Origin of the sequence: Rhizobium oryzihabitans, from assembly GCF_010669145.1 — a bacterium.
In the GTDB taxonomy this organism is placed as follows: Bacteria; Pseudomonadota; Alphaproteobacteria; order Rhizobiales; family Rhizobiaceae; genus Agrobacterium; species Agrobacterium oryzihabitans.
Genome location: NZ_CP048632.1, coordinates 871,745 through 894,913, shown reverse-complemented (window position 1 = coordinate 894,913; position 23,169 = coordinate 871,745). Strand labels below are relative to the sequence as shown.

Sequence of the window (23,169 nt, the reverse complement as noted above, 5' to 3'; positions counted from 1 at the left end):
TATTCCAACGTGGGAAGGTCAAGCGCTTTATTCACACGGACAGAAGGAGCGCGCCGGCATTTTAGCTGCGCCAGAAAATCGGCATCAGCAACACGAGAACGGTGAGGATTTCCAGACGTCCGAGCAGCATCATCACCGACAGGAGATAGAGAGCCGGGTCGCTGATCGTGGAAAAATTGCCGGCCGGTCCGATGATCGGTCCTATGCCGGGGCCAACATTGGCAAGCGAGGTCGCGACAGCCGAGGTGGCGGTCAGCAAATCGTAGCCCATCGCGCTCATGGCGAGGCTGCCGACGATCCACAGCGCGATGAAGCAGCTGACGAAAAGGAAGACGGTCCTGATCGTGTCGGGGTCAACCACCTGCTGGCCATAACGGACCGAATAAACAGCGTTCGGATAGATCAGCTTCTTCAAACCGGCCCGAACGACATTGAACATGATCAGGAAACGATAGGCCTTGATACCGCCCGCCGTCGAGCCGGAGCAACCGCCCATGAAGGTCGCGAAAAAGGCGACGACGACAACGAACGGGCCCCAGAGCGTGTAGTCGTCGCTCGCAAAACCGCCGGTCGAAAGGATGGAGGTCATGTTGAAGAAGGAATGGCTGAGCGCGTCATCCAGCGGCACGCCGTTCCTGAGATGATGGTAGACGCCGACCGCAATCGAGATCGCGCAGAGATAACCGAGGAAGACGGCAATCTGCGGGTCGCGCAGCGTCTCCAGCCTGCGGCGCACCGCAAGCAGGATCATCACCGAAAAGGGCAGGCTGCCGAAGATCAGGAAGATGGTAGCGATCCACAGCAGCGCCGTATTGTTGAAATAGGCGAAAGACGCGTCATGGGTGGAGAAACCACCGGTCGCGACCGTCGACATGGCGTGGTTCAGGGCATCGAAATGCGACATGCCGGCAAAATCGTAAGCGACGGTGCAGGCCAGCGTCATGATGATGTATATGGCCACGAAAGCCCGGGTGAAGCTTGCCAGCCGTGCGAATGGCCGGTCGTTGCCGGTATCGGAGGATTCCATTCGGAAGAAGGTCATGCCGCCGACGCGCAGCAGCGGCAGAATGAACAGGCCGAGCGCGACGATACCGATGCCGCCGAGCCAGCAGAGCAGCGAACGCCACAGAAGAATGCCCTGAGGCGCGTTGTCGAGGCCGGATATGGCGGTCGATCCCGTGGTGGTGATGGCTGAAATGGACTCGAAGATTGCCTGGCCGAGCGTCAGGTCGAGATTGGAGAGATAGAGCGGCACGGCCCCACCAGCGAAAACACCAGCCAGAGCACGTTGACGAGCAGGAAGCCGAAACGTTTGTTGAAGGACGCGATCGGCCCGCGGGTCGCCAGCGCACAGGCAAGCGCAAAGCCGCCGCACATGAAGCCCGAAAGCGCAAACACCATCCAGTCGTCATTGCCGTAATAAAGATCGGTCAACGCGGGCAGGAACATGGCCGTCGCGAGATAGAGCCCGAAGATGGACGCCACGTATATGACCGAGCGCAGAAGGTTGCTGTTCAAGAAATGTAACCCGGAGTTCGTGGCCGCGCTGAAATGAGTCTTTGTCTCAGACGCCTTCCTATGGCATAGCGGGTGCCATTATGAATTTCAATGGATTGACAATCGTGGACAAGCAGCTTGTGGAGGCAGCGCGGCGGGAAGTGCGGGAGATATTCCCGGAAACGCCGTTGCAGTTGAATGAACATCTCAGCCGTCGGTATGGCGCGTCGATTTGGCTGAAGCGTGAAGATCTGTCCCCGGTTCGTTCCTACAAGATTAGAGGCGCATTCAATTTTCTCCGCAAGGCTGTGGCGAAGGCCGGCAAGGGCAAGGTGTTCGTCTGTGCTTCCGCCGGCAACCACGCACAGGGTTTTGCTTTCGCCTGCCGTCATTTCGGCGTTCACGGCGTTGTGTTCATGCCGGTAACGACACCGCAGCAGAAGATCGACAAGACCCGCATCTTCGGCGGCGAATTCATCAGCATCCGTCTGGTGGGCGACATATTCGACCAGTGTTACGCCGCTGCGCGCAAATACGTGGAAGATAGTGACGGCTACATGGTGCCGCCCTTCGACCATGAGGACATCATCGAGGGCCAGGCAACGGTCGCAGCCGAAATCATGGACCAGCTTCCGGAAGGCACGAAGCCGGACATCGTCGTCATGCCTGTCGGCGGCGGCGGTCTGTCGGCAGGGCTTTCGGGCTTTCTGGCCGGCACGGTCCGCAAGGAGAACTTCGTGTTCTGCGAACCCGAGGGTGCACCGAGCCTGAAGAAGAGCCTGGAACGCGGCGAGCCGGTCACGCTCACCAAGGTCGACAATTTCGTCGACGGCGCCGCCGTGGCCCGCATCGGTGACCTGAATTTCAAGGCGTTGAAGGATTTCCCGGCCGAGCAGGTCTTGCTCATCCCCGAAAACGCCATCTGCGTGACGATCATCGAGATGCTGAATCTCGAAGGTGTGGTGCTGGAGCCGGCGGGCGCGCTGGCGATTGCAGCCCTGGAAAAGCTCGGCCGCGAGAAGCTGGAAGGCAAGACGGTCATCGTTGTCGTCTCCGGCGGCAATTTCGATTTCGAGCGTCTGCCTGACGTCAAGGAACGCGCCATGCGTTACACCGGCGTGAAGAAATACTTCATTCTGCGCCTGCCGCAGCGCCCCGGCGCGCTGCGCGATTTCCTCAATCTGCTCGGCCCGGACGACGATATCGCCCGTTTTGAATATCTGAAGAAATCCGCCCGCAATTTCGGCTCGATCCTGATCGGTATCGAAACCAGCGCGCAGGAAAACTTCGCGGGGCTTCTGGAGCGCTTCGAGGCCGCGGGTCTCGGTTATGAGGATATTACCGAAAACGACATCCTGTCGAACCTGATCATCTGATTGGTTTGAGAGCGACAGGGAGGGGCGGATGAGATCCGCCCTTCAAAAGGCGACATCGATTTTAGGGAGTGAAAGCCATGGCATCGTTTTTTTCCAAAATCCTCTCGGCCTTCGGCTCCGGCCAGCCGTCCGACGCGCCGCAGAAGACGGCGCAGGTGGAGCCGCATGCGCACGGCGAATATCTGATCTACGCGACGCCGCTCAAGGAAGGCGGCCAGTTCCGGCTGGCCGGCCGTATCGAGAAAAAGGTCGGTGATGAGGTGCTGGTGCACGAATTCGTGCGCGCCGATGTCTTCTCCAGCCTGGATGATGCGGTGGAGTTCACGGTCCGCAAGGCAAAACTGATCATCGACCAGAACGGCGCATCGCTTTTCCCAGGAAAATGATGACGGTTTCTTGCGTCGTACATTAAGATTCCGTTGGTTGCTTCGCCCTATCGTCCTTGGGGAGCATGGAGTCGCGCGCCACTGAAACCGCGCGATGTGAATAGATAGGGCATGTGCCGATGCAATGGGCAAATCTGGCACTCTTCGCGACGGAGGCCATCGTCTATTTCTCGGTAATGACGGCGTTCCTTCATTACCGGCATATTCTCGGCATCGGTGTTTTTCTCACCGCGCTGGGCGTGATGCATTTCATGGAAACCTACCTGGCGGCCGTCTTTTACGTCGAGCTGCCCTTCGGCGTGGCATCACCCGGCTCCTCCATCCTTTTTGCCGGCAAGCTGATGATGATCCTGATGCTCTATATGCGTGAGGATGCGGCGGTCGTGCGCCAGCCGATCTACGGCCTGCTTCTCGGCAACATATTGACCGTCATCATGGCGCAGATCATCCATTTTCATCAGACGGTCGCAATTGTGCCCGGACAGTCGGTCAGCGCCGGTTTTCTGGATGAGATGGGCGTGTTGATGGTCTGGGGAACCAGTCTCCTCTATATCGACGCCATCGCCATCATTCTGTTTTACGAAAAGCTGGGGCGCTATCTGCAGCGCCATATCGTCCTGCGTTTCGCCATCTGCGGCGTCGTGATTCTAAGCCTCGATCAGGCAGGCTTTTACGGGGCGTTGCGGTATATGCTGAACGCGCCGATCGATGTCTTTTACGATGGCTGGAAGGCGAAGATGGCGGCGGTCGCCATTTATTCCCTGCTTTTTGCCATTTATCTCAAGCTGACGGCGGCGAAGGGGCGCTTCCTGACGCGCCGCAGCGTTGCCGACGTGTTCAACGATCTCACCTTCAGGGAACGTTACGAGGAGCTTCTGTCGCGCTCCGGCCGTGACATGCTGACCGGCGTCTCGGACCGTGCCCGCATGGAGCTCGATGCGCCATCCGTTGTCGTGGAATGCCTGGAGAAAAAGCGCCCGGTCAGCGTGCTGATCGTCGATATCGATCACTTCAAGACCGTCAACGATACGTTCGGGCACTTGCAGGGCGATGAGATATTGCGGGAGTTTGCCGCCGTTCTGAAACGCATGGTGCAGCCGCATGGCCATTTGTACCGTTTCGGAGGCGAGGAGTTCGTGGCGCTTTTGCCTGCGGTTCCGCATGAGGCCGCACTTGCCTTTTCCGCCAGTCTGAGGATGGCGATCCTCGCGGACATGCAGCGGCCGGACGGTTCGCCGCTGACCGTCAGCATTGGCGTTGCCACGTCCTTCGAGGACGGGCAGCTTTTCCGCGCGCTTCTATCGGAGGCCGATGCGCGGCTTTACGCGGCAAAAAATAACGGCCGGGACCAGGTCCACGGCCGTTATGGAATGTGGGTCGGCTGATACCGGCAAACACGCCGGCATCGCCCGCATCGGATTGGCTCAGGCGGCCTGCGCCAGTTCGGCAACCTTGGCGCCGGCGGCTGCAACGGCCTTCTCGACGGCTTCCGGACCGAATGCCAGGCCTTCGACATAGATCACTTCCACATCGGTCATGCCCATGAAGCCGAGAACGGTCTTGAGGTAAGGCACGGCATGGTTCAGCGGAGCGGCCGGGCCTTCCGAATAAACGCCGGCGGCAGCCAGCACGATGTAAACCTTCTTGCCGGTGGCAAGGCCTTCCGGACCGGTTTCGGTGTAGCGGAAGGTCTGGCCGGCGCGGGCGACGTTGTCGATCCACGACTTCAGGCCGGAATAGATATTGAAGTTGATGAGGCCGGTGCCGATGACAACCGTGTCGGCGGCCAGAAGCTCGGCAACCAGCTTGTCGGAGTAATCGGCGGCAACCGCTTCTTCAGCCGTGCGCTGGTCGGCCGGCTTGCGGATCGCAGCGGTCTTGACGGTGTCGAGATGCGGAATGGGGTCGGCAGCGAGATCGCGGTGGACAAGGGTATTCGCCGCCGACTTGGCCTTCAGCTTGTTTGCGAGTTCACCGGAAAACTTGTTGGAAACCGATTCGTCGCCACGCGGGCTGGAGGTGATGAGCAGAATGTTGGACATGGTCTTTCCTTGCAATATGCGATGAATTGACGGGCGCCTTGGGAGGGCGGGAGAGCACGATGCCCTTCCTTTGCCCCTATATGAGGAATTGCTGCCATCAAGAAAACTGTGATAATATGGAAGCCATCTATCGAGGAAATGGATGGAACATGGACGCGAACCCGACGCTCGACCAATTGCAGGTATTTTTGACGGTCGCCGAGACCGGCAGTTTTTCCGCCGCGTCGCGGGCGCTCAACCGCGCCCAGTCGGTGGTCAGCTACACCATCGCCAATCTCGAGGCACAGCTTGAAGTCACCCTGTTCGAGCGCAACGGCGTACGCCAGCCACGGCTGACGGATGAGGGCCGCGCGATGCTCGAGGATGCAAGGCGCATCGTCGCCGGCCTGCAGGAGATGCGCGCACGCGCCAAGGGGCTGAAGCAGGGGCTTGAGGCGGAGCTTTCCGTCGCCATCAGCACCATGGTGCCGGCAGAAGCGGTCGTTGCAGTGCTGCGGGATTTTCGCAAGGAGTTCCCCACCGTCGCTCTCAGCCTCAATGTCGGCGAGCTGGGCATGGTCATGGACATGGTGCTCTCCCGCAAGGCCGGCATCGGCATCGGCGGAGCGCTGCTGCGCCAGGATGACGAACTGGTCGTCGAAAAGGTCGGCCATTCCTTCATGTTGCCGGTCGTCGCGTCGGATCACCCTCTGGCGCAGATCGAACGGCCGCTGGTCCTTGGCGACGTCCGCGAGGAGGTGCAACTCGTCGTCACCGACGCGTCGGGGCTGACCAAGGGGCGTGATTTCAACGTTCTGTCCTACAAGACCTGGCGGGTGAGCGACATCGCCACGAAATATCAGCTCATCAAGGGCGGTCTCGGCTGGGGCGGTCTGCCCGCATCGATCGTCCGCAACGATCTGACCAATGGCAGCCTGAAGGCGCTGGACCTCGAGGCCTATGAGCAGGGCGAATACCCGCTCTTTGCGCTCCGCCGGGTCGATTCACCCGCCGGCCCGGCCGGCCAGTGGTTGGCCACGGCATTCCAGCAGCGTCTGTCGGCCTGCCCGAACCAGAAGGATTTCAACAGGATAGTTGCCGGAAGCAAGCAGAGGAATATTTCTGTCGCCGCGGAGTGACATCAGCTGAATCCGCGACAATTGGATATGGATCGAGAGGGTGCCGCTTGTTTCTTCTCCCCGAGGGGGAGAAGTCCGCGGCAGCGGGATGAGGGGGCAACGTCAGCCGTATTCGGAGAGCTGCCCCCCATCCGACCCTTCGGGCCACCTTCTCCCCGCGGGGAGACGAAACTTGGGGCGACTTCGGCGCTAGGCTGCGGCAAAGCCAATTGACGAAGGCAGGCCCTCTGCCTATACCTGACCCACGGTCAGCAGTTCACCGAGGCATCGCCGTCCCGCAAGGGAAGCTAAACCTGCATTTGGAAAGATTGACAGCACTTATCCCGTGCCTTGTCGGAAGCCGGCGATCAGCGACACCTTTTCGGAATGGCACTTGAGGGTAAGTCATGCCACGTTCGATCCTTTCCATTGATATTGCCGACGTCTCGACCTTTGCCAGATCGCTCCGCGAACAGATCGGCCGGCTGGACCGGCAGCCAAGCCATGTGGAGATGCTCAATCTTCTAAGCCGCGCTGCCGGGTTCCGCAATTTCCAGCATCTGCGTGCGTCACGCACGCCATCCGCAGAAAGCGGTCCTCCGTTACCGCAGACACGAGCGGAGACAATACCCGCCGCCAACGAGGGCAGGGTGCTGAAGACCGCGCGGATTTTCGATGGCGACGGCCGGTTGATGCAATGGCCCGCCCGCCGATCCCAGCAGGAACTATGCCTCTGGTATCTCTGGGCAAAAATCCCCACCGGCCGCAGTTTCTCCGAACGCGAATTCAGCAGCTTTCTGGATGGTCTGCATCTTTTTCGGGATGCCGCGATGCTACGGCGCGACATGGTCGGCCTGCGGCTCATCCGCCGCAACCGCGACGGCAGCGACTATCAACGTATCGAGCAGAAGCCACCGGCGGAACTGCCGCTGCTGCTACGCGCTGTGGGTGGCCGTGACTGAGAAATGGTCAGCAATGTTACTGACAGGCTTTCATCAAACTCGACGTCATCCTCGGGCTTGACCCGAGGATCCACACCCAGCCGCAGTCAATGGATCCTCGGGTCAAGCCCGCGGATGACAGCTAGCTAGGCGGAGGCTTCATGAGCAGTTTGCCCTCCCGGCGCATTCCCGCCGGGAGGGGGAGCATCCTCAGAGAACCAGGCGGAACTTTGCGAAACCTTCCGCGCCGTCGCCTGCATCCTCTATTTTCGCGCCCTTGATATCCGCCGCATAGTGGCGACCCTTCGGGCCGGTCTCGAAGATCGCGCTGGTATTGGCGACAGGGGCGAATGACCAGTTGGCATCCGCCGATGGGTTGATGGTGCCCTGATCGATGATATAGCGCACAATCACGTCGCGGTTGGTGTCGGGTGCCACGAAGATCACCTTGTCGGCTGCGATATCGGGGAATTTGCCACCGCCGCCGGCGCGGTAATTATTGGTCGCCACCACGAATTTCTGCTCGGGATCGATCGGCTTGCCTTCAAATTGCAGGTTGACGATGCGGTTGCTGTCGGGATTGACCGCCTTGCCGTCCTTGTCGAACTTCGCCGGCTTGGAAATATCGATCTGGTAGGTGACACCGTCGATGACGTCGAAATTATAGGACGGAAAATCCGCGTTCAAGAGCGGTGCGTCTTTCGCGCCGGCCTCGACCGTGTTGAACATGCCGGCAGACATTTCCAGCCAGTTCTTCACCTGCGCGCCGTTGATCAGCACCGCCTGCACCGTGTTGGGGTAGAGGTAAAGATCGGCGACGTTCTTGATGGCGATGTCACCGGCGGGGACATCGGTATAATAATCCGCGCCACCGCGACCGCCCGACTTGAAGGGTGCGGCTGCCGAAAGCACCGGCAGGTCCTTATATTGCCCTTCCTTCAGCATGTCCTTGATATACCAGGTCTGGGCGTTGGAGACGATCTGGACGGAAGGATCGTCGGCCACCAGTGCGAAATAGGAATAGAGCGGGGCAGAGGTCTTGCCGACCGGCCGGCGCACATAGGCGAGCGCCGCTTCGTGATCGGCCTTGGCGGCGGCGATGACTTCCGGCTTGTCCGTGAAGTCTGCAACGATCTTGCGGTTTTCGTCGCGGTGATAAATCGGACGGGCTTCAGAGGTGAAGTCGACAATCTTCCAGCTCTTGCCGTCCTTTTCGAGCAGCAGGTCGATGAGGCCCATATGCGACCCCCAGAAACCGGCCATCACGGCAGGCTTGCCCAGAAGCGTACCCTTCACCGCATCCACACCCTCGATGCCGTCCCAGGTCTTCGGACCGGGGAAGACGAGATGCTGGTGGCCGGTGAAAATGGCGTCGATGCCCTCGACACCCGCCAGATAAAGCGAGGCGTTCTCCATGCGATCGGTCTGGCCCTTGCCGTCGATGCCGGAATGGGACAGCGCGATGACGATATCGGCGCCTTCTTCCTTCATGACCGGCACCCAGGCTTTCGCCGCCTCGACGATATCGCGCGTCTGCGCCTTGCCCTCGAGGTTCTTGGAATCCCACATCATGATCTGCGGCGGCACGAAGCCGATGATGCCGACCTTGACCGGGCTGGTGACGCCCGCGCCGTCGCGGATCTGTTTTTCGAGGATGACGTAAGGCTTGAAGAACAGCTCGTCCTGCTTGGGATCAGATGCCAGCTGACCCTTGGTGAGGTTGGCACAGACATAGGGAAAACCGGCACCCGCCAGCGTATTGGCCATATAGTCGAGGCCATAATTGAATTCGTGATTGCCAAGCGTGCCGCAATCATAGCCGAGAACATTCATGGCATTGATCACGGGGTGCTTGTCGCCGGCCTTCATGCCCCGCTCATAGGCGATGTAGTCGCCGAGCGGATTGCCCTGCAGGAAGTCGCCATTATCCACCAGCATCGAGTTTCCGGCTTCGGCGCGGATCGTGCCGATGATCGAGGCCGTGCGGGAAAGCCCCATCGTGTCGTTCGGCTTGTCGGCGTAATAATCATAGGGAAAGACGTGAACGTGAATGTCCGTCGTTTCCATGATGCGCAGATGCGCCTGATTGGCCGCAGCACGCGCGGCAAAAGGGTGCAGCATCACCAGCGCCGAGGAGGCCGCAATGCCGCCGAGAAGCGAACGGCGGGTGATGGGGTGGAGAGCGAGAAGCGACGACATGGGAACTCCTTCGGATGAAGCTTGCTCTGTCATGGAAAACGACAAGGTAGAAGCAATCGCCGAGGAGTCCATCATCAAAATGACAGGGCGGTGACGGACGGAGCCTTTTTCAACCGTTTGATAAATTTTTTGTCACGGGAGCGCCACGCGCGTCATCGCATGGGAATGCGCTTTGCTTGGTCAGCGCATTCCGATTTCGGAAACCGATGTCTTCAGCGGGCGAGCGTCGGCTTCACTTCTTCATGGAAAAAGCGGAAATAGGAGGAAAGCTGCGCCAGCGTGTTGCTGGAAAGCCTTAGTTGCAGGCCGAGGCGGTTCTGGTGCTGCCATTGCACTTCACCTTCGATGAAACCAAGGTCCTCGCTCTGCACCTTGACCCGGCTGCCCTTGGCGGCAGCGAAAGGTCCGTCCAGTTCGAGCGCCATTCCGGTGGCCGACAGGTCCAGTACGCGGCCCCGGGTCGACTGGCTGAAATAATGCACGGTCGCGAAAATCCTGGTCTTGCTGCGCGGTGCGCTGCGGGTCGCCATATTAAGGTTGTTTGCCATTTTGCTACTCAAATCAATTGTTTTCGATACCATGCATCATGGCGCTGAAAGTTTGAAAGCCGTTTAGCTCTGCTGTTAAAATTGTAAGTAATCGTGCGATTATGCTCTATCAATACGGCACTGGTAGCAATTATTGCGGGCAGAACGCACGTGTACATAGGCGACGTCGCCGCGCTCCAGAAGATGTTCGGCGCGTGCCAAGATCTCACTGGTCGCGGTCACCGCGCCGGTGCCGTAGACGATGCGGTTGTCAGCGCCATATCCGCGAACGATATAGTCCGGGCTGTTAAGCATCGGGGGAACGGCATCCGTTTGCGGATAGCGCTCACAGGCCTCCGCGTGAAGAAAGACCGGGCCCGTTTCGGCATAGGGCTGGAGCGAGGGGAAGGGCCGGTAGGCGAGGATCAGCATTCCTTCGCCTTCGTTAATCTGGGCAAGGCAATGGCGGCAGGGCATGCCGCCGGGGGAAACGGCTTTTTCCGGCGGGTTGCCATAGGCGTCGCCAGCTCCTGCACGAAAGGCTTCAGCTTCCTTAGCCGGCATTGCTGTAAAAACGAGATCGGTCATGGCTTGGTCCTATAGGTTCGGGTCGGCGTTGCTTCTTTGCAGCTATGATCTCGAAACAGAGCTCTATCCACCCGATTCTTGACAGGCGATGCAACCAGCCCATTGCGTGTTTCGTTAGCATCGGGAATCAGTGACGCTCCTCGTTCCCGGAAGGTCTGATTTTATGTTCCGTCGTTTTCTGGCCGCCGTTCCGCTGGCTTTCGTTTCGTTGACGGCTCCGATCGGGGCGCAGGCGCAGGTCGCCTCCGGTCTCGATGGCCTGTCCGACGAGCAGCTGCAGCAGGCGGTCAATTTCGTTATCGGCAACGCGATCTTCTCGCTCTACCACGAGGGCTCGCGCATGCTGATTTCGGATTTCGGAGCGCCGGAAACGGGAAGTGTCCAGGCCCCGGCCGATCAGCTGGCAGGAACCCTCATCCTCCAGGCCAATGAGGAATGGCTCGATACCGCGCTCGTCAACGCCACCGACAGCTGGTATCTGGCGCGCGAGGCGGTGACCTTGCCCGATCACGAAGCGCCGGTCTTTTCCGCGCTGGTGCCGGACAGAAGCCGTGACCGCAACATGGCCTGCCTGATGGTTGGCCGCGACAAGGACGGTTATGGCGATCTTGCCGCCATGATGGGGCTCGACAATGCCGAATTCGGCAAATGCGCCGCCGCCTATCCGGGCGTCGCTAAGGCCTGGGAGGATTTTCTGGCGCCCCACCGCAGCCAGACGCCGTCCAGACTAACCGTCAGCTACGTAGCGCCGCGTGATCCCGAGCTTGAACCCTATGCCATCATGGTCAAAGAATCGAAGGTTCTCGATCTCATCAGCCGCAGTTTTGGTGGTTTTGGCCTGAAGGGGGACGTCAAGCTGACGGCAAAGTCCTGCGGCCGCCCCGATGTCTACTGGTCGGCGGAAAAGCGCGAGATCACCTATTGCTACGAGCTGGGAAAATTCCAGGCGGAACTGATCGCCGATCATCTCCTGAACAACGTCACGGAAGACAAGGGTGCCGCCGGCGGGCAAATTCCGACGGCGGTCAATCTGGAGCGGGAAATCTAAGGCCGATTGCCGGAAGCTGGCGATCTGGCCTGCTGAATGCGGGAGGAGAGTACCATGCCGAAGGTTGTCGTTCGCAATTTCGCCATCTCGATTGACGGATATGGCGCGGGACCGGACCAGAGTCTCCAGAACCCGCTGGGCGTGAACGGCGAAGCGCTGCATCAATGGGCGGTCAAAACCCGGACCTTTCACCGCATGTTCGGAAAGGATGGCGGCTCGACCGGTACGGATGAGGATTTTACCGAAAAGAGCTTCGCAAATATCGGCGCATGGATATTGGGACGCAACATGTTCGGGCCGGTGCGCGGCGCATGGCCGGATGAAAGCTGGAAGGGTTGGTGGGGCGACGAGCCGCCCTATCATGTTCCGGTTTTCGTCTTGACGCACCATGCGCGTCCGTCCTTCACAATGAAGGGCGGCACGGTGTTTCATTTCGTCACAACCGGCATAGAGGCTGCTTTAGACATGGCGCTGACGGCGGCGGATGGCAAGGACGTGCGCATCGGCGGCGGCGTTTCTACCATCCGACAATATATGGCTGCGGGCATGATCGATGAATTACATCTGGCGATCGCCCCGGTTTTTCTCGGCAAGGGTGAGCATTTGTTCGAGGGGATGGACCTGCCCGCGCTCGGCTACCGCTCTACCGGGACCGTGGCGGGCGAGGGCGCTACGCATCTGATTATCGACAAGGCATGAATGCTGCGCGTTAAAGGTATCCCCACCAACATTGCGCAGCGGTTTTCTGCGCTGACAGTTCCCCCACTCCCTCATTCCTGTGCTTGTCACAGGAATCCAGCCAGCCCAAGTCCTTGGGCTGAAAGGACTTTTCTCGCCGCGCAGACGCGCGTCGGCTGGATTCCTGTGACAAGCACAGGAATGAGGGTGGAGTAGTCGGATGTGCTCTATAGTCCGGGAACGGCGCGGGCCATCCCCGACGTGACGAACTCAGTTGCGCAGCGAGATTTCCAGAAGCTCGGTGTCGGACAGCGGCTCCACCCAGGCCTCATAGGTGCCGACAGGCGAAAAGCCCATCATCTGGTAAAGTTGCAGCGCGCGTGGGTGGTCGAGCGTGTTGGTGGTCACCGTCACGCGTTTGGGATTGTCCTGCCAGGCGGCGTAAAGCGCCTGCAACAAGAACCATTTGCCGACACCAGCGCCGATCGCCTCTTCGAGCAGCCCGAAATAGGAAAGCTCGGTCACCTCGTCACTCGCTTTATTCAACTCGAAGAAGCCAGCGGGGGCACCGTTCATGTAAAGAACGGTGACGCTGTTCTTCGGGTCCTTGAGAACGGCGGAGAGTTCCGCATCGCTCATGCGCATGCGTTTTTGCCAGTGCCAGCGTTTTCCCACCCGCCAGTAAATATAGCGATAGAAATGCAGGGGAATATTGTTGACCCGCATCAGCGCCGTCTGAATGTTGACGGGTATCGGCAGGCTGACCTTTGGCGGTGCGGTCATTTCCAGCTGCGTGACATGCGCCTTCAAAGGCCCATGCGAGATCACGGGAACAGGCTCGGCGGGGCCGGTGACGACAGGGGTGTCTTCCAGGCCGCCCCATTCCGACCAGGAACCGTCATAGAGCGAATTGTCCGAATGACCGAGCGATTCCAGCGCAAGCGTAATGACGGCGGCGGTGACGCCCGAGCCACAGCTGGTGACGACGGGCTTGCCGAGATCGATACCGGCGTCGGTCACCATCTTGCGGATGGCGGTGAGATCCTTGAAGTGGCCATTCTCGGAAAAGGCTGTGGCGGGCAGGCTGCGTGCGCCGGGCATATGGCCGGAGCGCATGCCGGCGCGCGGTTCGGCCTCGTCGCCGGTGAAACGTCCCGCGCCGCGGGCATCGGCGATCTGCTTTTCACCGCTGTCGACGATGCCGCGCATGGTTGCCAGAGAAGTAACGCGCTTCTCGTTGAAGTCAGGTGTGAAGGTGGCGGGTTCGATCTCCGGCGTACCGGTTTCAAGCGGCCGGCCTTCGTGCTTCCAGCCGTCAAGACCGCCATCCAGCACATAGGCCTTGCGCACGCCCATCACCCGCAGCATCCACCACACGCGCGGTGCGGAAAAGAAACCGGGGCCATCATAGACCACGATCGTATCGGCCTCACTGAGGCCAAGCTCGCCGGCCTGTTCCGCAAAGAACTCCGGCGAGGGCAGGGAATGCGGCAGGCCGGTCGCATGATCGGCGATCTTGTCCTGATCGAAGAACACGGCGCCGGGCAGGTGACCTGCCGCAAATTCTTCCGCGCCGTTGCGTTTATGCGCCGGCAGATACCAGGAGGCATCAACGACACGAAACCCGGCCGTGCCGAGCTGCTTTTCCACCCAGTCCGCCGAAACGACGAAACGGCTCTTATCCGTGCTCACGATGTCTCTCCTGATTTCAGGCAGCAGCTTCAGGCGCGCCGAAACGAATGCGGAACCGCCTGTTCTCCTTGCCCTTCTTTTCTATCTTGGCAATGTGAATATCGCCCACTTCCTGCGTTTCGGAAACATGGGTGCCGCCGCAGGGCTGGCTGTCGATGCTGGAATTTTCGCCGATGCAAACGAGGCTGACCCGACCAAGGCCCATCGGTGGCCGCACATTCTTGGATTTGACGATGCCCGGATTGGCCTGAAGTTCCTCGTCGGTGATCCATTGCAGGAAGACGGGATGGTTGGCTTTCACCAGCTCCATCAGCTTTGCCGTCACCTCATCCTTGTCGATGGTTTCCGACATGTCGAAATCGACACGCGATTCGTCCTCGCCGACGGCGGCTCCGGTAATCGGCCACTGGCAGACGACGGAGAGCAGATGGCAGGCGGTGTGCATGCGCATCAGCTTGTAGCGGCGCGGCCAGTCCACATGCAGGGTGAGTTTTTCGCCGATCTCGGGGGAAGGCTGGCCTTCGAGCGGCACATGGATGATCACGCTCTTGTCGGCGCCATTTTTGGTGATGCCGAGTTCGATGCGCGAACCGTCTGCCCGCTCGAGAAAGCCGCTATCGCCCGGCTGGCCGCCGGAGGTGGCGTAAAAGCAGGTCTGGTCGAACTCGATGCCGCCATCCTCATGCACCGCCGTGACGATCGCTTCTGCGGTGGAAAGATAAAAATCGTCACGGAACAGGGCATTCACAGGCATTTCGGCATGTCCTCAAACGGTTTCGTACGGAACCGCAATCTCGCTTTTCGTCGCCAGCCACTGTGGAACCGGAAGCCCCTTGGAACGCAGGAAATCCGGATTGAAGAGCTTCGACTGATAACGATTACCGTAGTCGCAAAGTATCGTTACGATGGTATGCCCCGGACCAAGCTCGCGGGCAAGGCGGATTGCACCGGCAATGTTGATGCCGGAGGAGCCGCCGAGGCAAAGACCCTCTTTGGTGACCAGATCAAACAGCACCGGCAGGGCTTCGGCATCCGAAATGCGATAGGAGAAATCCGGGGCGAAGCCTTCCAGATTGGCGGTGATGCGCCCCTGTCCGATGCCTTCGGTGATGGATGAGCCTTCCGACTTCAGGACGCCGTGCTTGTAAAACTCATAAAGGGCGGCCCATCAGGGTCGGCAAGGCCGATCTTGATATCAGGGTTGAAATCGCGCAGGCCGTCGGCCACGCCCGCAAGCGTTCCGCCGGAGCCCACCGAGCAGATGAAACCATCGACCTTGCCATCCGTCTGATCCCAGATTTCGGGTGCCGTCGTCTCGATATGGGCCTGACGGTTGGCGATATTGTCGAACTGGTTGGCCCAGACCGCGCCGTTTTCATCCGTGGCGGCGAGCTGTTTCGCAAGCCGACCGGAGACCTTCACGTAATTGTTCGGATTGGAATAGGGCGCTGCCGGAACCTCGACGAGTTTCGCACCGAGAAGCTTCAGCGCGTCCTTTTTTTCCTGGCTCTGCGTCTCCGGAATGACGATGACCGTCTTGTAGCCGAGTGCATTGGCGACCAGCGACAGGCCGATGCCGGTATTGCCCGCAGTACCCTCCACGATGGTGCCGCCCGGCCGCAGCTGTCCGCGCCGTTCGGCGTCGCGGATGATGTAGAGCGCGGCGCGATCCTTCACCGACTGGCCGGGGTTGAGGAATTCCGCCTTGCCGAGGATTTCACACCCCGTCGCTTCCGAGGCAGCTTTCAGACGGATGAGCGGCGTGTTGCCGATAGCACTGAGCGCAGAGGGATGAATGGTCATGATTGAGCCTTCTTGTCTGAGCGGAAATTAGGTGCCGTTATGTCCCGTTACAACCGCCTCAAGGCAAGAAATTATCTTCCCGGCTTTGGCTTAGCCACGCAAAATTTTGCCGATACCCAATTTTATGCGTTGTTCTTCACCGCGGCATAGGCCGCAAGCGCTCTTTCGCGCGCCTTCGTGTGGTCGACAATCGGTTGCGGGTAGGTTTTGCCAAGCTCGATGCCCGCCTTGTTCAGCAGTTCTCTCGGGGCCTGAAACGGCTTGTGGATGAATTTCCGGTCGAGCTTTTCAAGCTCCGGCACGAAGCGGCGCACATAATCGCCATCGCTATCGAATTTTTCACCCTGCAATATGGGGTTGAAGATGCGGAAAAACGGCGAGGCATCCGCGCCAGACCCCGCCACCCATTGCCAGTTGGCGGCGTTGGAGGCGGGATCGGCATCCACAAGTGTGTCGCGAAACCATTTCTCACCCTTCCGCCAGTCAATCAGCAGATGTTTGATGAGGAAGGAGGCCACGATCATGCGCACCCGATTGTGCATGGTGCCGTGTTTCCACAATTGCCGCATGCCGGCATCGACGATGGGGTAACCTGTCATGCCGCGCGTCCAGGCTTTGAAGGATTTTTCATCATCCCGCCAGCCGAAGGCATCGAAACTGTCGTTCCAGTTCTTCTCGTCCAGTTTGGGGAAATGAAACAGCAAGTGGTAGCAGAACTCCCGCCAGACGAGCTCCTTGCGAAACCGGCTGATATCGTTGGAGGCGATATGGCGGGAAAGCCCCTTTGTGGCGTGCCAGACGGCGGCAGGCGATATTTCGCCGAGCGCCAGATGCGGTGCAAGCATCGAGGTGGCGTCTTTCGCCGGAAAATCGCGACCTTCCTCGTAACCCTTCAAAGCGCCGTCGATGAAATCATCGAGTTTTTCCCGTGCCGCATTTTCGCCGGGTGTCCATATTTCGCTGAAATCCCTGGCCCAGTCCGGTTTGACCGGCAGAAGCTTCCAATCGTCGAGTTTCTCCGATTTCGGCCATGTCTCAGGTGATTTCAGGCTCTTTGGTGCATCCGCCGGCGCATGTGGCTCCTCGCCGCCCTCCAGCGCGCGCCAGAAGGGCGTATAGACCCGGTAAGGGCCGCCGGATTTTGTCTGTACCCGGGATGGTTCATGCAGCAGATGTCCGGCAAAGCTGCGGACCGTCAGGCCGTCGTCGCTGAGCGCCTGTTTCAGTGCCTTGTCCGTCGCCATGCCCGCCGGATCGTAGCGGCGGTTCCAGAAGATCGTGTCGGCGCCAGTTTCGCGTATCACATGGCGCAGCGTTTCCTCGGCGTCACCGCTCCGGAGCAGCAGGCGGCTACCGGTTTCTTCCAGTGCGACGGTGAGGGAAGCCAGCGAATGGTGAAGCCACCATTCCTGCGCACCGCCCAGCGGGCCGGAGGATTCTTCCTGAATATAGAGTGGGATGACGGGGCCGCCATGCTCCACCGCTGCAAGCAGGGCAAGATTGTCCGAGAGGCGCAGGTCCTTGCGGAACCAGACGATGATGGGGGAGGCTGTTGTCGGCATGAAAGGACCCGGTTCACTTCCGCTTGAACGAGTGTTGAAACGCTTTGTTCCGCAAATCGGCTAGAATGGAAAGATGGGGCACATGGTTTCTCGAGGGTTATTTTTTCGACCTTGAAACCGCAGGTGAAGGGAACCAACTGGAGGAGCCGGCGTTTGTCGCGGGTTAATAGAGCATGGAAGTGCAATCAATGTTGCTGAATGACGTTAAGTGGGAAAAGCCCGTTACCATATCTCTTGAGAACGGTGCTCCCCGGATTTTCAACGGCGTTTACGAAGCCTTCGATTTTTTGCAGCACGAATGGCCGGAACGCGGTGGCAAGGCGCATGAACAGGCGCTGCGTCTGTGCCGTTCCTCGCTGATGGGCGACGTGGCAGGAGAAATTGCCCGCACAGCCTTCGTCGCCGCAAGCCGGCAGGCGCAGTGCCTGATGGAGGATAAGGCGGAAGAACAGAATAAGATCGCATCCTGATCCGTTTCGGAGGACCGACACCAGCGAGGCCACCCGCCAGAACCGGGTGGCCTTTGTGATTGAGGGCAGGAAGCGGGTTGTTTCGAACGCAGGATATGGCATCGTGCACACGAAATGACGGATGAAGACGGCAATGAGCAACCACTACGGTTATATTGTTTTTCCAACAGCCCTTGGCCATTGCGGCCTCGCATGGGCAGGGCGCGGCATTGCCCGTCTGCAATTGCCCGGAGCCGATGCGGGTGAGACGGAAAAGCTTCTCCTGAAACGCGTGCCGTCTTCCACAATCGCGGTTCCCGAGACACGGACGCGTGAGGTGATTGCGATGATCACCCGCTATTTCAACGGTGAGGCAATCGATTTCGCCACCGTCGAACTCGATCTTGCAGGGCAGGACCGTTTCTTTCTCGATGTTTATGCGGTGGCACGGCAGATCGGCTGGGGCCGCACGACGACCTATGGCGGCATCGTGAAAACGCTTGGCCTCGGCATGGAAAAGGCCCGTGATGTCGGACAGGCGATGGCGAAAAATCCGGTGCCGCTGATCATTCCCTGCCACCGCGTTCTGGCTGCCGGTGGCCGGCTGGGCGGCTTTTCCGCACCGGGCGGCACCAACACCAAATTGCGCATGCTCGATCTCGAAAATGCCGGCCGCAGCAACGCGGATGATGCGCAGGGCAATCTGTTTTAAAGCAATGACAGATCAGCGCGCATGAATAGCCGTCTGATTTCTGCCCTTATCTCGTCAAATTGTCGCTAAATTGTCACAATACACGGACGCCCTCTAACATAAGGGCAAGACGTTTGAGAGTATCCGCGTTAATTCTATCCGCTGCCTTGGCTTTTACAGTCGTGGCACCAGCTTCGGCTGGCATGCTGAACCAGGCTGAAAAATACACCGGACTGCATGAATCCAAAAACAACAAGAGCCTGAAGAATATTCTCGGGGCCAATCCCCGCAGCACGCCGTGGTGCGGTCTTTTCCTGCATGCCGTTGCCAGCAAGGCCGGGAGGCAATCGCCGAAGTCCTATGGATTTGCGAAATCCTGGACCTCTTTCGGTTACGCCGTTCCGGTGAGCCAGGCAAAACCCGGCGACGTCGTCGTCATCCGCAATGGGCGCGGCTATCATGCCGGCATCCTGAAGGGAATGAGTGGCAAGACCGCGCAAATCCTTGGCGGCAATCAGTCGGGCCGGGTGCAGGTTTCCAATTTCAATCGCAAGGCCATCGTCTCCGTTCGCCGCTGAAGAGCAAACAGACAATAGTACATTGTTATATTGTTATAAAGGCGGGCCATGGCCCGCCCTATCTGTTTTAAGGCGCCTATGGCTGCTCCCTGACGCCGGGCGCTGCGTCGCGCTGGTCGTCATCCTCAAGGTCCGTGGCGACGATGAAGGCGTCCTCATGTTGCCGCGCCGCCTGCCGGCGTGCACGCAGGTTGATGGATTCATCCGGATAAATCTCGCCGTCCTTGGATTTGAGCTCACTGTCGGTTTCGAAATGCGGCACGTCCTCGTCACGTATGTCGAGTGGCTTGTTCTCTTTGTGTTTTGGCGCGTCCATGATGGTCCTCCTGAGGGGTTTCCTGTCGGGCAAACGATCAGCCGCAGGGACGGTTCCCTTTTTAGAGGAAACACTTGTTCGCGATGGAGCGTCGCGGAACAATTTCTTGCCTTTTCTGTTTTTCTCTCGGCACAATCAAAACCGGCGCAACGAAAGAGGGAGGCCCGTTATGAACCATGATCGCGAAGCCGCAATCCGCGAAAAAGCGCGCGCAATATGGGAGAGGGAAGGACGGCCGGAAGGGCACCACGAACGACACTGGATAGAGGCGGAGCGGGAAATCTCCGCGAGTGCCGAAACCGTAAAAGCCAATGGCAAGAACGGTACGAAGAAACCAGCTGCCGCTGCAAAGGCCACGGCGAAGAAAGCACCAGTGGATAAGGCCCCGGCAAAAAAGCCAAAGTCGCCGGCGGTAAAATCGCTTCAGAAGGAGCAGAAAGCTGCGAGCCACGAGAAGGTCGACGATGATCTGACCGAAAGCCTGGAAGAAAGTTTTCCGGCAAGTGATCCGCCGGCGCTTACCAACGCCACGAAGGCAACGAAGCGAACGGTCAAGAAGACGTGAGATCCATATAGCCCGCTGATAGGGCAAGGATAAAATGCCACGATCCGGATCGGGCGAATGCAGCTGCACTTCGCTCTTCAAAACATGTTTTTGAGAGAAATGGCTCCCCGGGCCGGATTCGAACCGGCGACCTGTCGATTAACAGTCGAATGCTCTACCGCTGAGCTACCAGGGAACGTGCGCTGCTTGGCGCGGTGTGAGCGGGGTAATACAAATGCTTTTCCGATTTGCCAAGCGGTTTTTTCAAAAAAAACGCATTCCTCTTGTTTTATATCCCCGGAGTCCCGATTTTCCGGGCTTATCGCCGGTGAAAAAATTATCCACAGGGCAGATGCAAAAGGGCAGGATGGAATGAAATTCGGTATGGACCACAGAACGGGTCGCCTCAATCTCGGAAAATGGAGCCTTGCCATGCCGCGTTCGCGCGTCGGCAGGATCGCTACGGGTTCGGCGCTGGTGGTGGGCGGAACGCTTGGATTTTTGCCCATCCTCGGTTTCTGGATGATTCCGCTTGGTTTGATCGTGCTCTCCCACGATCTGCCGGCCGTGCGCCGCAGGCGGCGACGGCTGGCGGTGTGGTGGGCATCGCGACAGAACCGCCGCGAGGCCCGCAACAGAGACCGGCAGTAGGCCTCAGCCGCCGATGGAGCTGCTGATGCCCTGTCCGGCCCAGAAGGCGGCATAGGCAAGCGCTGCGAAGTAGATCGCCGTCAGGCCAAGGAACAGGTAACCGCCAAGCACCGTGACGCCATCCCTCTGGATCATGCCGGCCGACAGTAGCAGGATGGCGACGCCCGGCAGGGTGTTGGAAAAGGGAATGAAGCCGAGCGGCATCATCAGCAGGACGCCGGCGGTCATCAGGGCCAGGCCATTTATCCTGTTGGCGACGATGCCTGTGGTCAGTACGGGAATGCGCGGGCGGATGAAGCGATCGAGCCTCGAGACGATCGAGACGCCCTTGCGAAGCGCGGGCACGAGTTTTGCCGTCTCCATCTGCCGGTCGAGAATCTTTGCCGGCAACCATGGCAGGCGATTGAGTGTGATCGCGAGGCTCACGAGAATGATCGCCGCACCGAACACGGTGCTGACGCCGGGAATGGACACCGGAATGAGGAAGGGCAGGGACGCGATCGCACAGATGAGCAAGAGGCCCTGTTCGCCAATCGCTTCCATCAACTCGCGCAATGTGATCGTCTGACCTTGCAGTTTTCCTATCAGTTTCTCGAGCGTGGTGCTGAGTTTTTCAGACGTATCAGTGAATGCGAATTCGTTCGACATGCCGCTTCCCGGAAGTTGTTTTAACTCCGGGTTTGATAACATTCATCAGGCTTGATGCCTATCACCGATAGAAAATCAGCATCGCCGCCGTCTCTCGTGTCGTTCGCCTTTTATTAGTGCGAAACCCAGCTGCTGTAAGCGCCGGCAAGAAGAACCACCAGCAGGATGACGAGTATGACCGGGTTGATCGACGTAATGAAGCCTACATAGTCCATGATAACTTCCTCCTCTGTCCCACGCCTTATTCTATCGTAAAAACAGGGTTTTATCTACCAGAGGATGAAATTTCGCATCGCAGCAACCTTGTGCCGCTGTGGTCTGGAATTGTTTGTCTTTCCCGTTTTCCGCAGCGCAAAAATAAATCTACCGACATTTGTCCCAACATTTGCCATTGTCCTGCGTTGTCTCTAAATCGTGATGTGGCGGCGGGCCGGATGTCTTCTGTTCCCCGCCGAGAAACCGCCGCTTGAGAGGCCTTGGCTCCCGCCTTGCCTTCCGTCTACGATGATCTTCCAGGGGATATGAAATGCTGAAAAACATCTATGCCTGGACGATGGCTCTCGCCGCTCGCAAGACCGCCGTATGGTGGCTGGCAATCGTCGCTTTCGTGGAAAGCTCCGTCTTCGTCGTTCCGGCGGACGTACTCTTCCTGCCCATGGTGCTGGCAAAACCGAAGAAGGCGATGTTTTATGCCTTCGTTGCCACGGTCGCCTCCGTACTTGGCGGCATCGCCGGCTGGTTCCTCGGTCATTATGCTTTCGAAAGCATCGCGCGGCCCATTCTGGAATTTTACGGCAAGCTGGACAGTTTCGAGCATCTCAAGAACTCGGTCGACTATGAGACCATTGTTCTCCTGCTGGTGACATCGGGGCTTGCGCACCTGCCGCCGATCAAGGTCGTCACCATTCTTTCCGGCGCGGCCAATATCAGCCTCGGCCTGTTCATTCTCTCAGCTGTCGTCACGCGCGGTGCGCGCTTTTTCATCCTCGCCGGGCTGCTGCAGAGATACGGTGAATCGGTGCGTCATTTCATCGAGAAACGCCTGGGCGTCATCACCGCCGCGGCGGCCGCCGCCCTCATCGGGATCTATGCGGTTTACGTTTTCGTGCGGTGATCGGGCGATAATCTTCTACTCTTACAATACTGTCGCATAACTTTCAGCTTACTGTCAGAATCCGCCTGTATCGGTTCTCTCGTCGAATTAGGGAACCGTTCTATTATGCGAAGATTCTGGAAGTGCTCGTTTGGGGGCATGGGTATTGCTGTGCTTGCCACAGGCGGTTATCTCTACGCCATCCAGCTTCTCGGTAACTTTCACGAGGTGTTGGCCGGGCAGCTTTATCGCTCCAACCAGCCGAGCGTTGAAGAGCTTGTGCGCTACACCAAGGAAAATGGCATCAGGACGGTCATCAATCTGCGCGGTACCAATGAATCGCAAGCGTGGTATCAGGACGAGATCAAGACATCGCGCGAGCTTGGGCTGAATCACATCGATTTTGGCATGTCGGCAAGCAAGGAGCTCGACATGAACCAGGTGAACCAGCTGGTCGCAATCATGCGCGACGCACCCAAACCCATCCTCATCCATTGCAAGGCCGGTGCTGACAGGACGGGCCTCGCAACCGCGCTCTATCTCAGCCGCGTCGCGCTTCTCAGCGAAAAGGAGGCTGAAAGCCAGCTCTCCATCCGCTACGGTCACGTCGGCATCCCCTATCTGTCGGCAACCTATGCCATGGACCGGACCTGGGAGAATGCGGAAGACATGCCGATTACCGACGACTTTACGGTTGCATCCAATTAGTTTTGAAGGCCGTTCGGACAAATTTCCCGCAGTATCGCGATTGACTGTCTGACAG

The 23,169-nt window shown here is 58.8% G+C and carries 23 protein-coding genes, 1 tRNA gene and 2 pseudogenes; 14 read left to right on the top strand and 12 right to left on the bottom strand.

Going from position 1 to position 23,169, the window contains the following annotated elements:
- Positions 1 to 61: 61 nt before the first annotated feature.
- Positions 62 to 1,518 (bottom strand): annotated as a pseudogene (locus G3A56_RS04855) (TrkH family potassium uptake protein).
- 80 nt (positions 1,519 to 1,598) lie between these two features.
- Between G3A56_RS04855 and ilvA the strand changes: the two are divergent.
- From ilvA to G3A56_RS04840, 3 genes are all read left to right on the top strand, one after another.
- Entirely contained in the window at positions 1,599 to 2,873 is a 1,275-nt protein-coding gene (ilvA, locus tag G3A56_RS04850) for a threonine ammonia-lyase (protein WP_082184657.1), read from the top strand.
- 77 nt (positions 2,874 to 2,950) lie between these two features.
- Positions 2,951 to 3,259, top strand: coding sequence for an HlyU family transcriptional regulator (locus G3A56_RS04845; protein ID WP_035242632.1), 309 nt, complete (start codon positions 2,951 to 2,953; stop codon positions 3,257 to 3,259).
- A 119-nt stretch (positions 3,260 to 3,378) separates the two neighbouring features.
- Positions 3,379 to 4,644, top strand: coding sequence for a GGDEF domain-containing protein (locus tag G3A56_RS04840; RefSeq protein WP_082184114.1), 1,266 nt, complete (start codon positions 3,379 to 3,381; stop codon positions 4,642 to 4,644).
- 39 nt (positions 4,645 to 4,683) lie between these two features.
- Here the strand turns inward: G3A56_RS04840 and G3A56_RS04835 are convergent, their stop codons facing one another.
- On the bottom strand, positions 4,684 to 5,301 hold the full coding sequence (locus G3A56_RS04835; protein ID WP_082184115.1) for an FMN-dependent NADH-azoreductase: 618 nt from the start codon (positions 5,299 to 5,301) through the stop codon (positions 4,684 to 4,686).
- A 149-nt stretch (positions 5,302 to 5,450) separates the two neighbouring features.
- On the opposite strand from G3A56_RS04835, the gene G3A56_RS04830 reads away from it, so the two are divergent.
- Positions 5,451 to 6,419 carry a LysR family transcriptional regulator gene (locus G3A56_RS04830; protein WP_035242628.1) on the top strand — a complete coding sequence of 323 codons (969 nt, stop codon included), beginning with the start codon at positions 5,451 to 5,453 and terminating at the stop codon, positions 6,417 to 6,419.
- Positions 6,420 to 6,805: 386 nt separating this feature from the next.
- Positions 6,806 to 7,360, top strand: coding sequence for a DUF2087 domain-containing protein (locus G3A56_RS04825; RefSeq protein ID WP_082184116.1), 555 nt, complete (start codon positions 6,806 to 6,808; stop codon positions 7,358 to 7,360).
- Between the two features lie 189 nt (positions 7,361 to 7,549).
- Here the strand turns inward: G3A56_RS04825 and G3A56_RS04820 are convergent, their stop codons facing one another.
- The 3 genes from G3A56_RS04820 to G3A56_RS04810 form a co-directional block, all read right to left on the bottom strand.
- On the bottom strand, positions 7,550 to 9,538 hold the full coding sequence (locus tag G3A56_RS04820; protein WP_082184117.1) for a bifunctional 2',3'-cyclic-nucleotide 2'-phosphodiesterase/3'-nucleotidase: 1,989 nt from the start codon (positions 9,536 to 9,538) through the stop codon (positions 7,550 to 7,552).
- 212 nt (positions 9,539 to 9,750) lie between these two features.
- Positions 9,751 to 10,086, bottom strand: a complete 336-nt coding sequence (locus tag G3A56_RS04815; protein ID WP_035242626.1) for a PilZ domain-containing protein — start codon at positions 10,084 to 10,086, stop codon at positions 9,751 to 9,753.
- Positions 10,087 to 10,185: 99 nt separating this feature from the next.
- Positions 10,186 to 10,653, bottom strand: coding sequence for a DUF1203 domain-containing protein (locus tag G3A56_RS04810; protein WP_082184118.1), 468 nt, complete (start codon positions 10,651 to 10,653; stop codon positions 10,186 to 10,188).
- A gap of 163 nt (positions 10,654 to 10,816) precedes the next feature.
- On the opposite strand from G3A56_RS04810, the gene G3A56_RS04805 reads away from it, so the two are divergent.
- On the top strand, positions 10,817 to 11,701 hold the full coding sequence (locus G3A56_RS04805; protein ID WP_137067532.1) for a DUF4344 domain-containing metallopeptidase: 885 nt from the start codon (positions 10,817 to 10,819) through the stop codon (positions 11,699 to 11,701).
- A 54-nt stretch (positions 11,702 to 11,755) separates the two neighbouring features.
- A complete protein-coding gene (locus G3A56_RS04800; protein WP_082184119.1) occupies positions 11,756 to 12,400 on the top strand; it encodes a dihydrofolate reductase family protein in 645 nt (214 codons plus the stop codon).
- A gap of 249 nt (positions 12,401 to 12,649) precedes the next feature.
- Here the strand turns inward: G3A56_RS04800 and sseA are convergent, their stop codons facing one another.
- The 4 genes and pseudogenes from sseA to G3A56_RS04780 form a co-directional block, all read right to left on the bottom strand.
- Positions 12,650 to 14,071 carry a 3-mercaptopyruvate sulfurtransferase gene (gene sseA / locus G3A56_RS04795; RefSeq protein WP_082184120.1) on the bottom strand — a complete coding sequence of 474 codons (1,422 nt, stop codon included), beginning with the start codon at positions 14,069 to 14,071 and terminating at the stop codon, positions 12,650 to 12,652.
- 16 nt (positions 14,072 to 14,087) lie between these two features.
- Entirely contained in the window at positions 14,088 to 14,825 is a 738-nt protein-coding gene (locus G3A56_RS04790; RefSeq protein ID WP_082184121.1) for an alanyl-tRNA editing protein, read from the bottom strand.
- Between the two features lie 12 nt (positions 14,826 to 14,837).
- Positions 14,838 to 15,874 (bottom strand): annotated as a pseudogene (locus G3A56_RS04785) (cysteine synthase A).
- 122 nt (positions 15,875 to 15,996) lie between these two features.
- Positions 15,997 to 17,436: a cryptochrome/photolyase family protein gene (locus tag G3A56_RS04780; protein ID WP_082184123.1), complete on the bottom strand. Its 1,440-nt coding sequence runs from the start codon at positions 17,434 to 17,436 to the stop codon at positions 15,997 to 15,999.
- Between the two features lie 188 nt (positions 17,437 to 17,624).
- Here G3A56_RS04780 and G3A56_RS04775 point away from each other — a divergent pair, with 188 nt between their 5' ends.
- The 3 genes from G3A56_RS04775 (at position 17,625) to G3A56_RS04765 (ending at position 19,154) form a co-directional block, all read left to right on the top strand.
- A complete protein-coding gene (locus tag G3A56_RS04775; RefSeq protein WP_164056191.1) occupies positions 17,625 to 17,906 on the top strand; it encodes a DUF982 domain-containing protein in 282 nt (93 codons plus the stop codon).
- A 133-nt stretch (positions 17,907 to 18,039) separates the two neighbouring features.
- Positions 18,040 to 18,597 carry a methylated-DNA--[protein]-cysteine S-methyltransferase gene (locus G3A56_RS04770; protein WP_082184124.1) on the top strand — a complete coding sequence of 186 codons (558 nt, stop codon included), beginning with the start codon at positions 18,040 to 18,042 and terminating at the stop codon, positions 18,595 to 18,597.
- A 113-nt stretch (positions 18,598 to 18,710) separates the two neighbouring features.
- The gene (locus G3A56_RS04765; RefSeq protein WP_035242620.1) at positions 18,711 to 19,154 is read left to right on the top strand and encodes a TIGR02594 family protein; all 444 of its coding nucleotides are present in this window, start codon (positions 18,711 to 18,713) and stop codon (positions 19,152 to 19,154) included.
- A 76-nt stretch (positions 19,155 to 19,230) separates the two neighbouring features.
- Here G3A56_RS04765 and G3A56_RS04760 read toward each other — a convergent pair whose 3' ends face one another.
- Positions 19,231 to 19,470 (bottom strand): hypothetical protein, encoded by a 240-nt coding sequence (locus G3A56_RS04760; RefSeq protein WP_003496601.1) that lies wholly within the window; start codon positions 19,468 to 19,470, stop codon positions 19,231 to 19,233.
- 169 nt (positions 19,471 to 19,639) lie between these two features.
- Here G3A56_RS04760 and G3A56_RS04755 point away from each other — a divergent pair, with 169 nt between their 5' ends.
- Complete coding sequence (locus G3A56_RS04755) at positions 19,640 to 20,035, top strand: DUF2934 domain-containing protein (RefSeq protein WP_082184125.1); 396 nt, start codon at positions 19,640 to 19,642, stop codon at positions 20,033 to 20,035.
- Positions 20,036 to 20,135: 100 nt separating this feature from the next.
- On the opposite strand, the gene G3A56_RS04750 is transcribed toward G3A56_RS04755, so the two are convergent.
- Positions 20,136 to 20,210, bottom strand: a tRNA-Asn gene (locus G3A56_RS04750).
- A gap of 176 nt (positions 20,211 to 20,386) precedes the next feature.
- Here G3A56_RS04750 and G3A56_RS04745 point away from each other — a divergent pair.
- Positions 20,387 to 20,665 carry a hypothetical protein gene (locus G3A56_RS04745; protein WP_003496547.1) on the top strand — a complete coding sequence of 93 codons (279 nt, stop codon included), beginning with the start codon at positions 20,387 to 20,389 and terminating at the stop codon, positions 20,663 to 20,665.
- Positions 20,666 to 20,668: 3 nt separating this feature from the next.
- Here the strand turns inward: G3A56_RS04745 and G3A56_RS04740 are convergent, their stop codons facing one another.
- On the bottom strand, positions 20,669 to 21,313 hold the full coding sequence (locus G3A56_RS04740) for an exopolysaccharide biosynthesis protein (protein WP_003496545.1): 645 nt from the start codon (positions 21,311 to 21,313) through the stop codon (positions 20,669 to 20,671).
- 526 nt (positions 21,314 to 21,839) lie between these two features.
- On the opposite strand from G3A56_RS04740, the gene G3A56_RS04735 reads away from it, so the two are divergent.
- Both G3A56_RS04735 and G3A56_RS04730 read left to right on the top strand, forming a co-directional pair.
- On the top strand, positions 21,840 to 22,427 hold the full coding sequence (locus G3A56_RS04735) for a YqaA family protein (RefSeq protein WP_003496544.1): 588 nt from the start codon (positions 21,840 to 21,842) through the stop codon (positions 22,425 to 22,427).
- A 138-nt stretch (positions 22,428 to 22,565) separates the two neighbouring features.
- Positions 22,566 to 23,114, top strand: coding sequence for a dual specificity protein phosphatase family protein (locus tag G3A56_RS04730; RefSeq protein ID WP_164056190.1), 549 nt, complete (start codon positions 22,566 to 22,568; stop codon positions 23,112 to 23,114).
- The last annotated feature ends 55 nt before the right edge of the window (positions 23,115 to 23,169 follow it).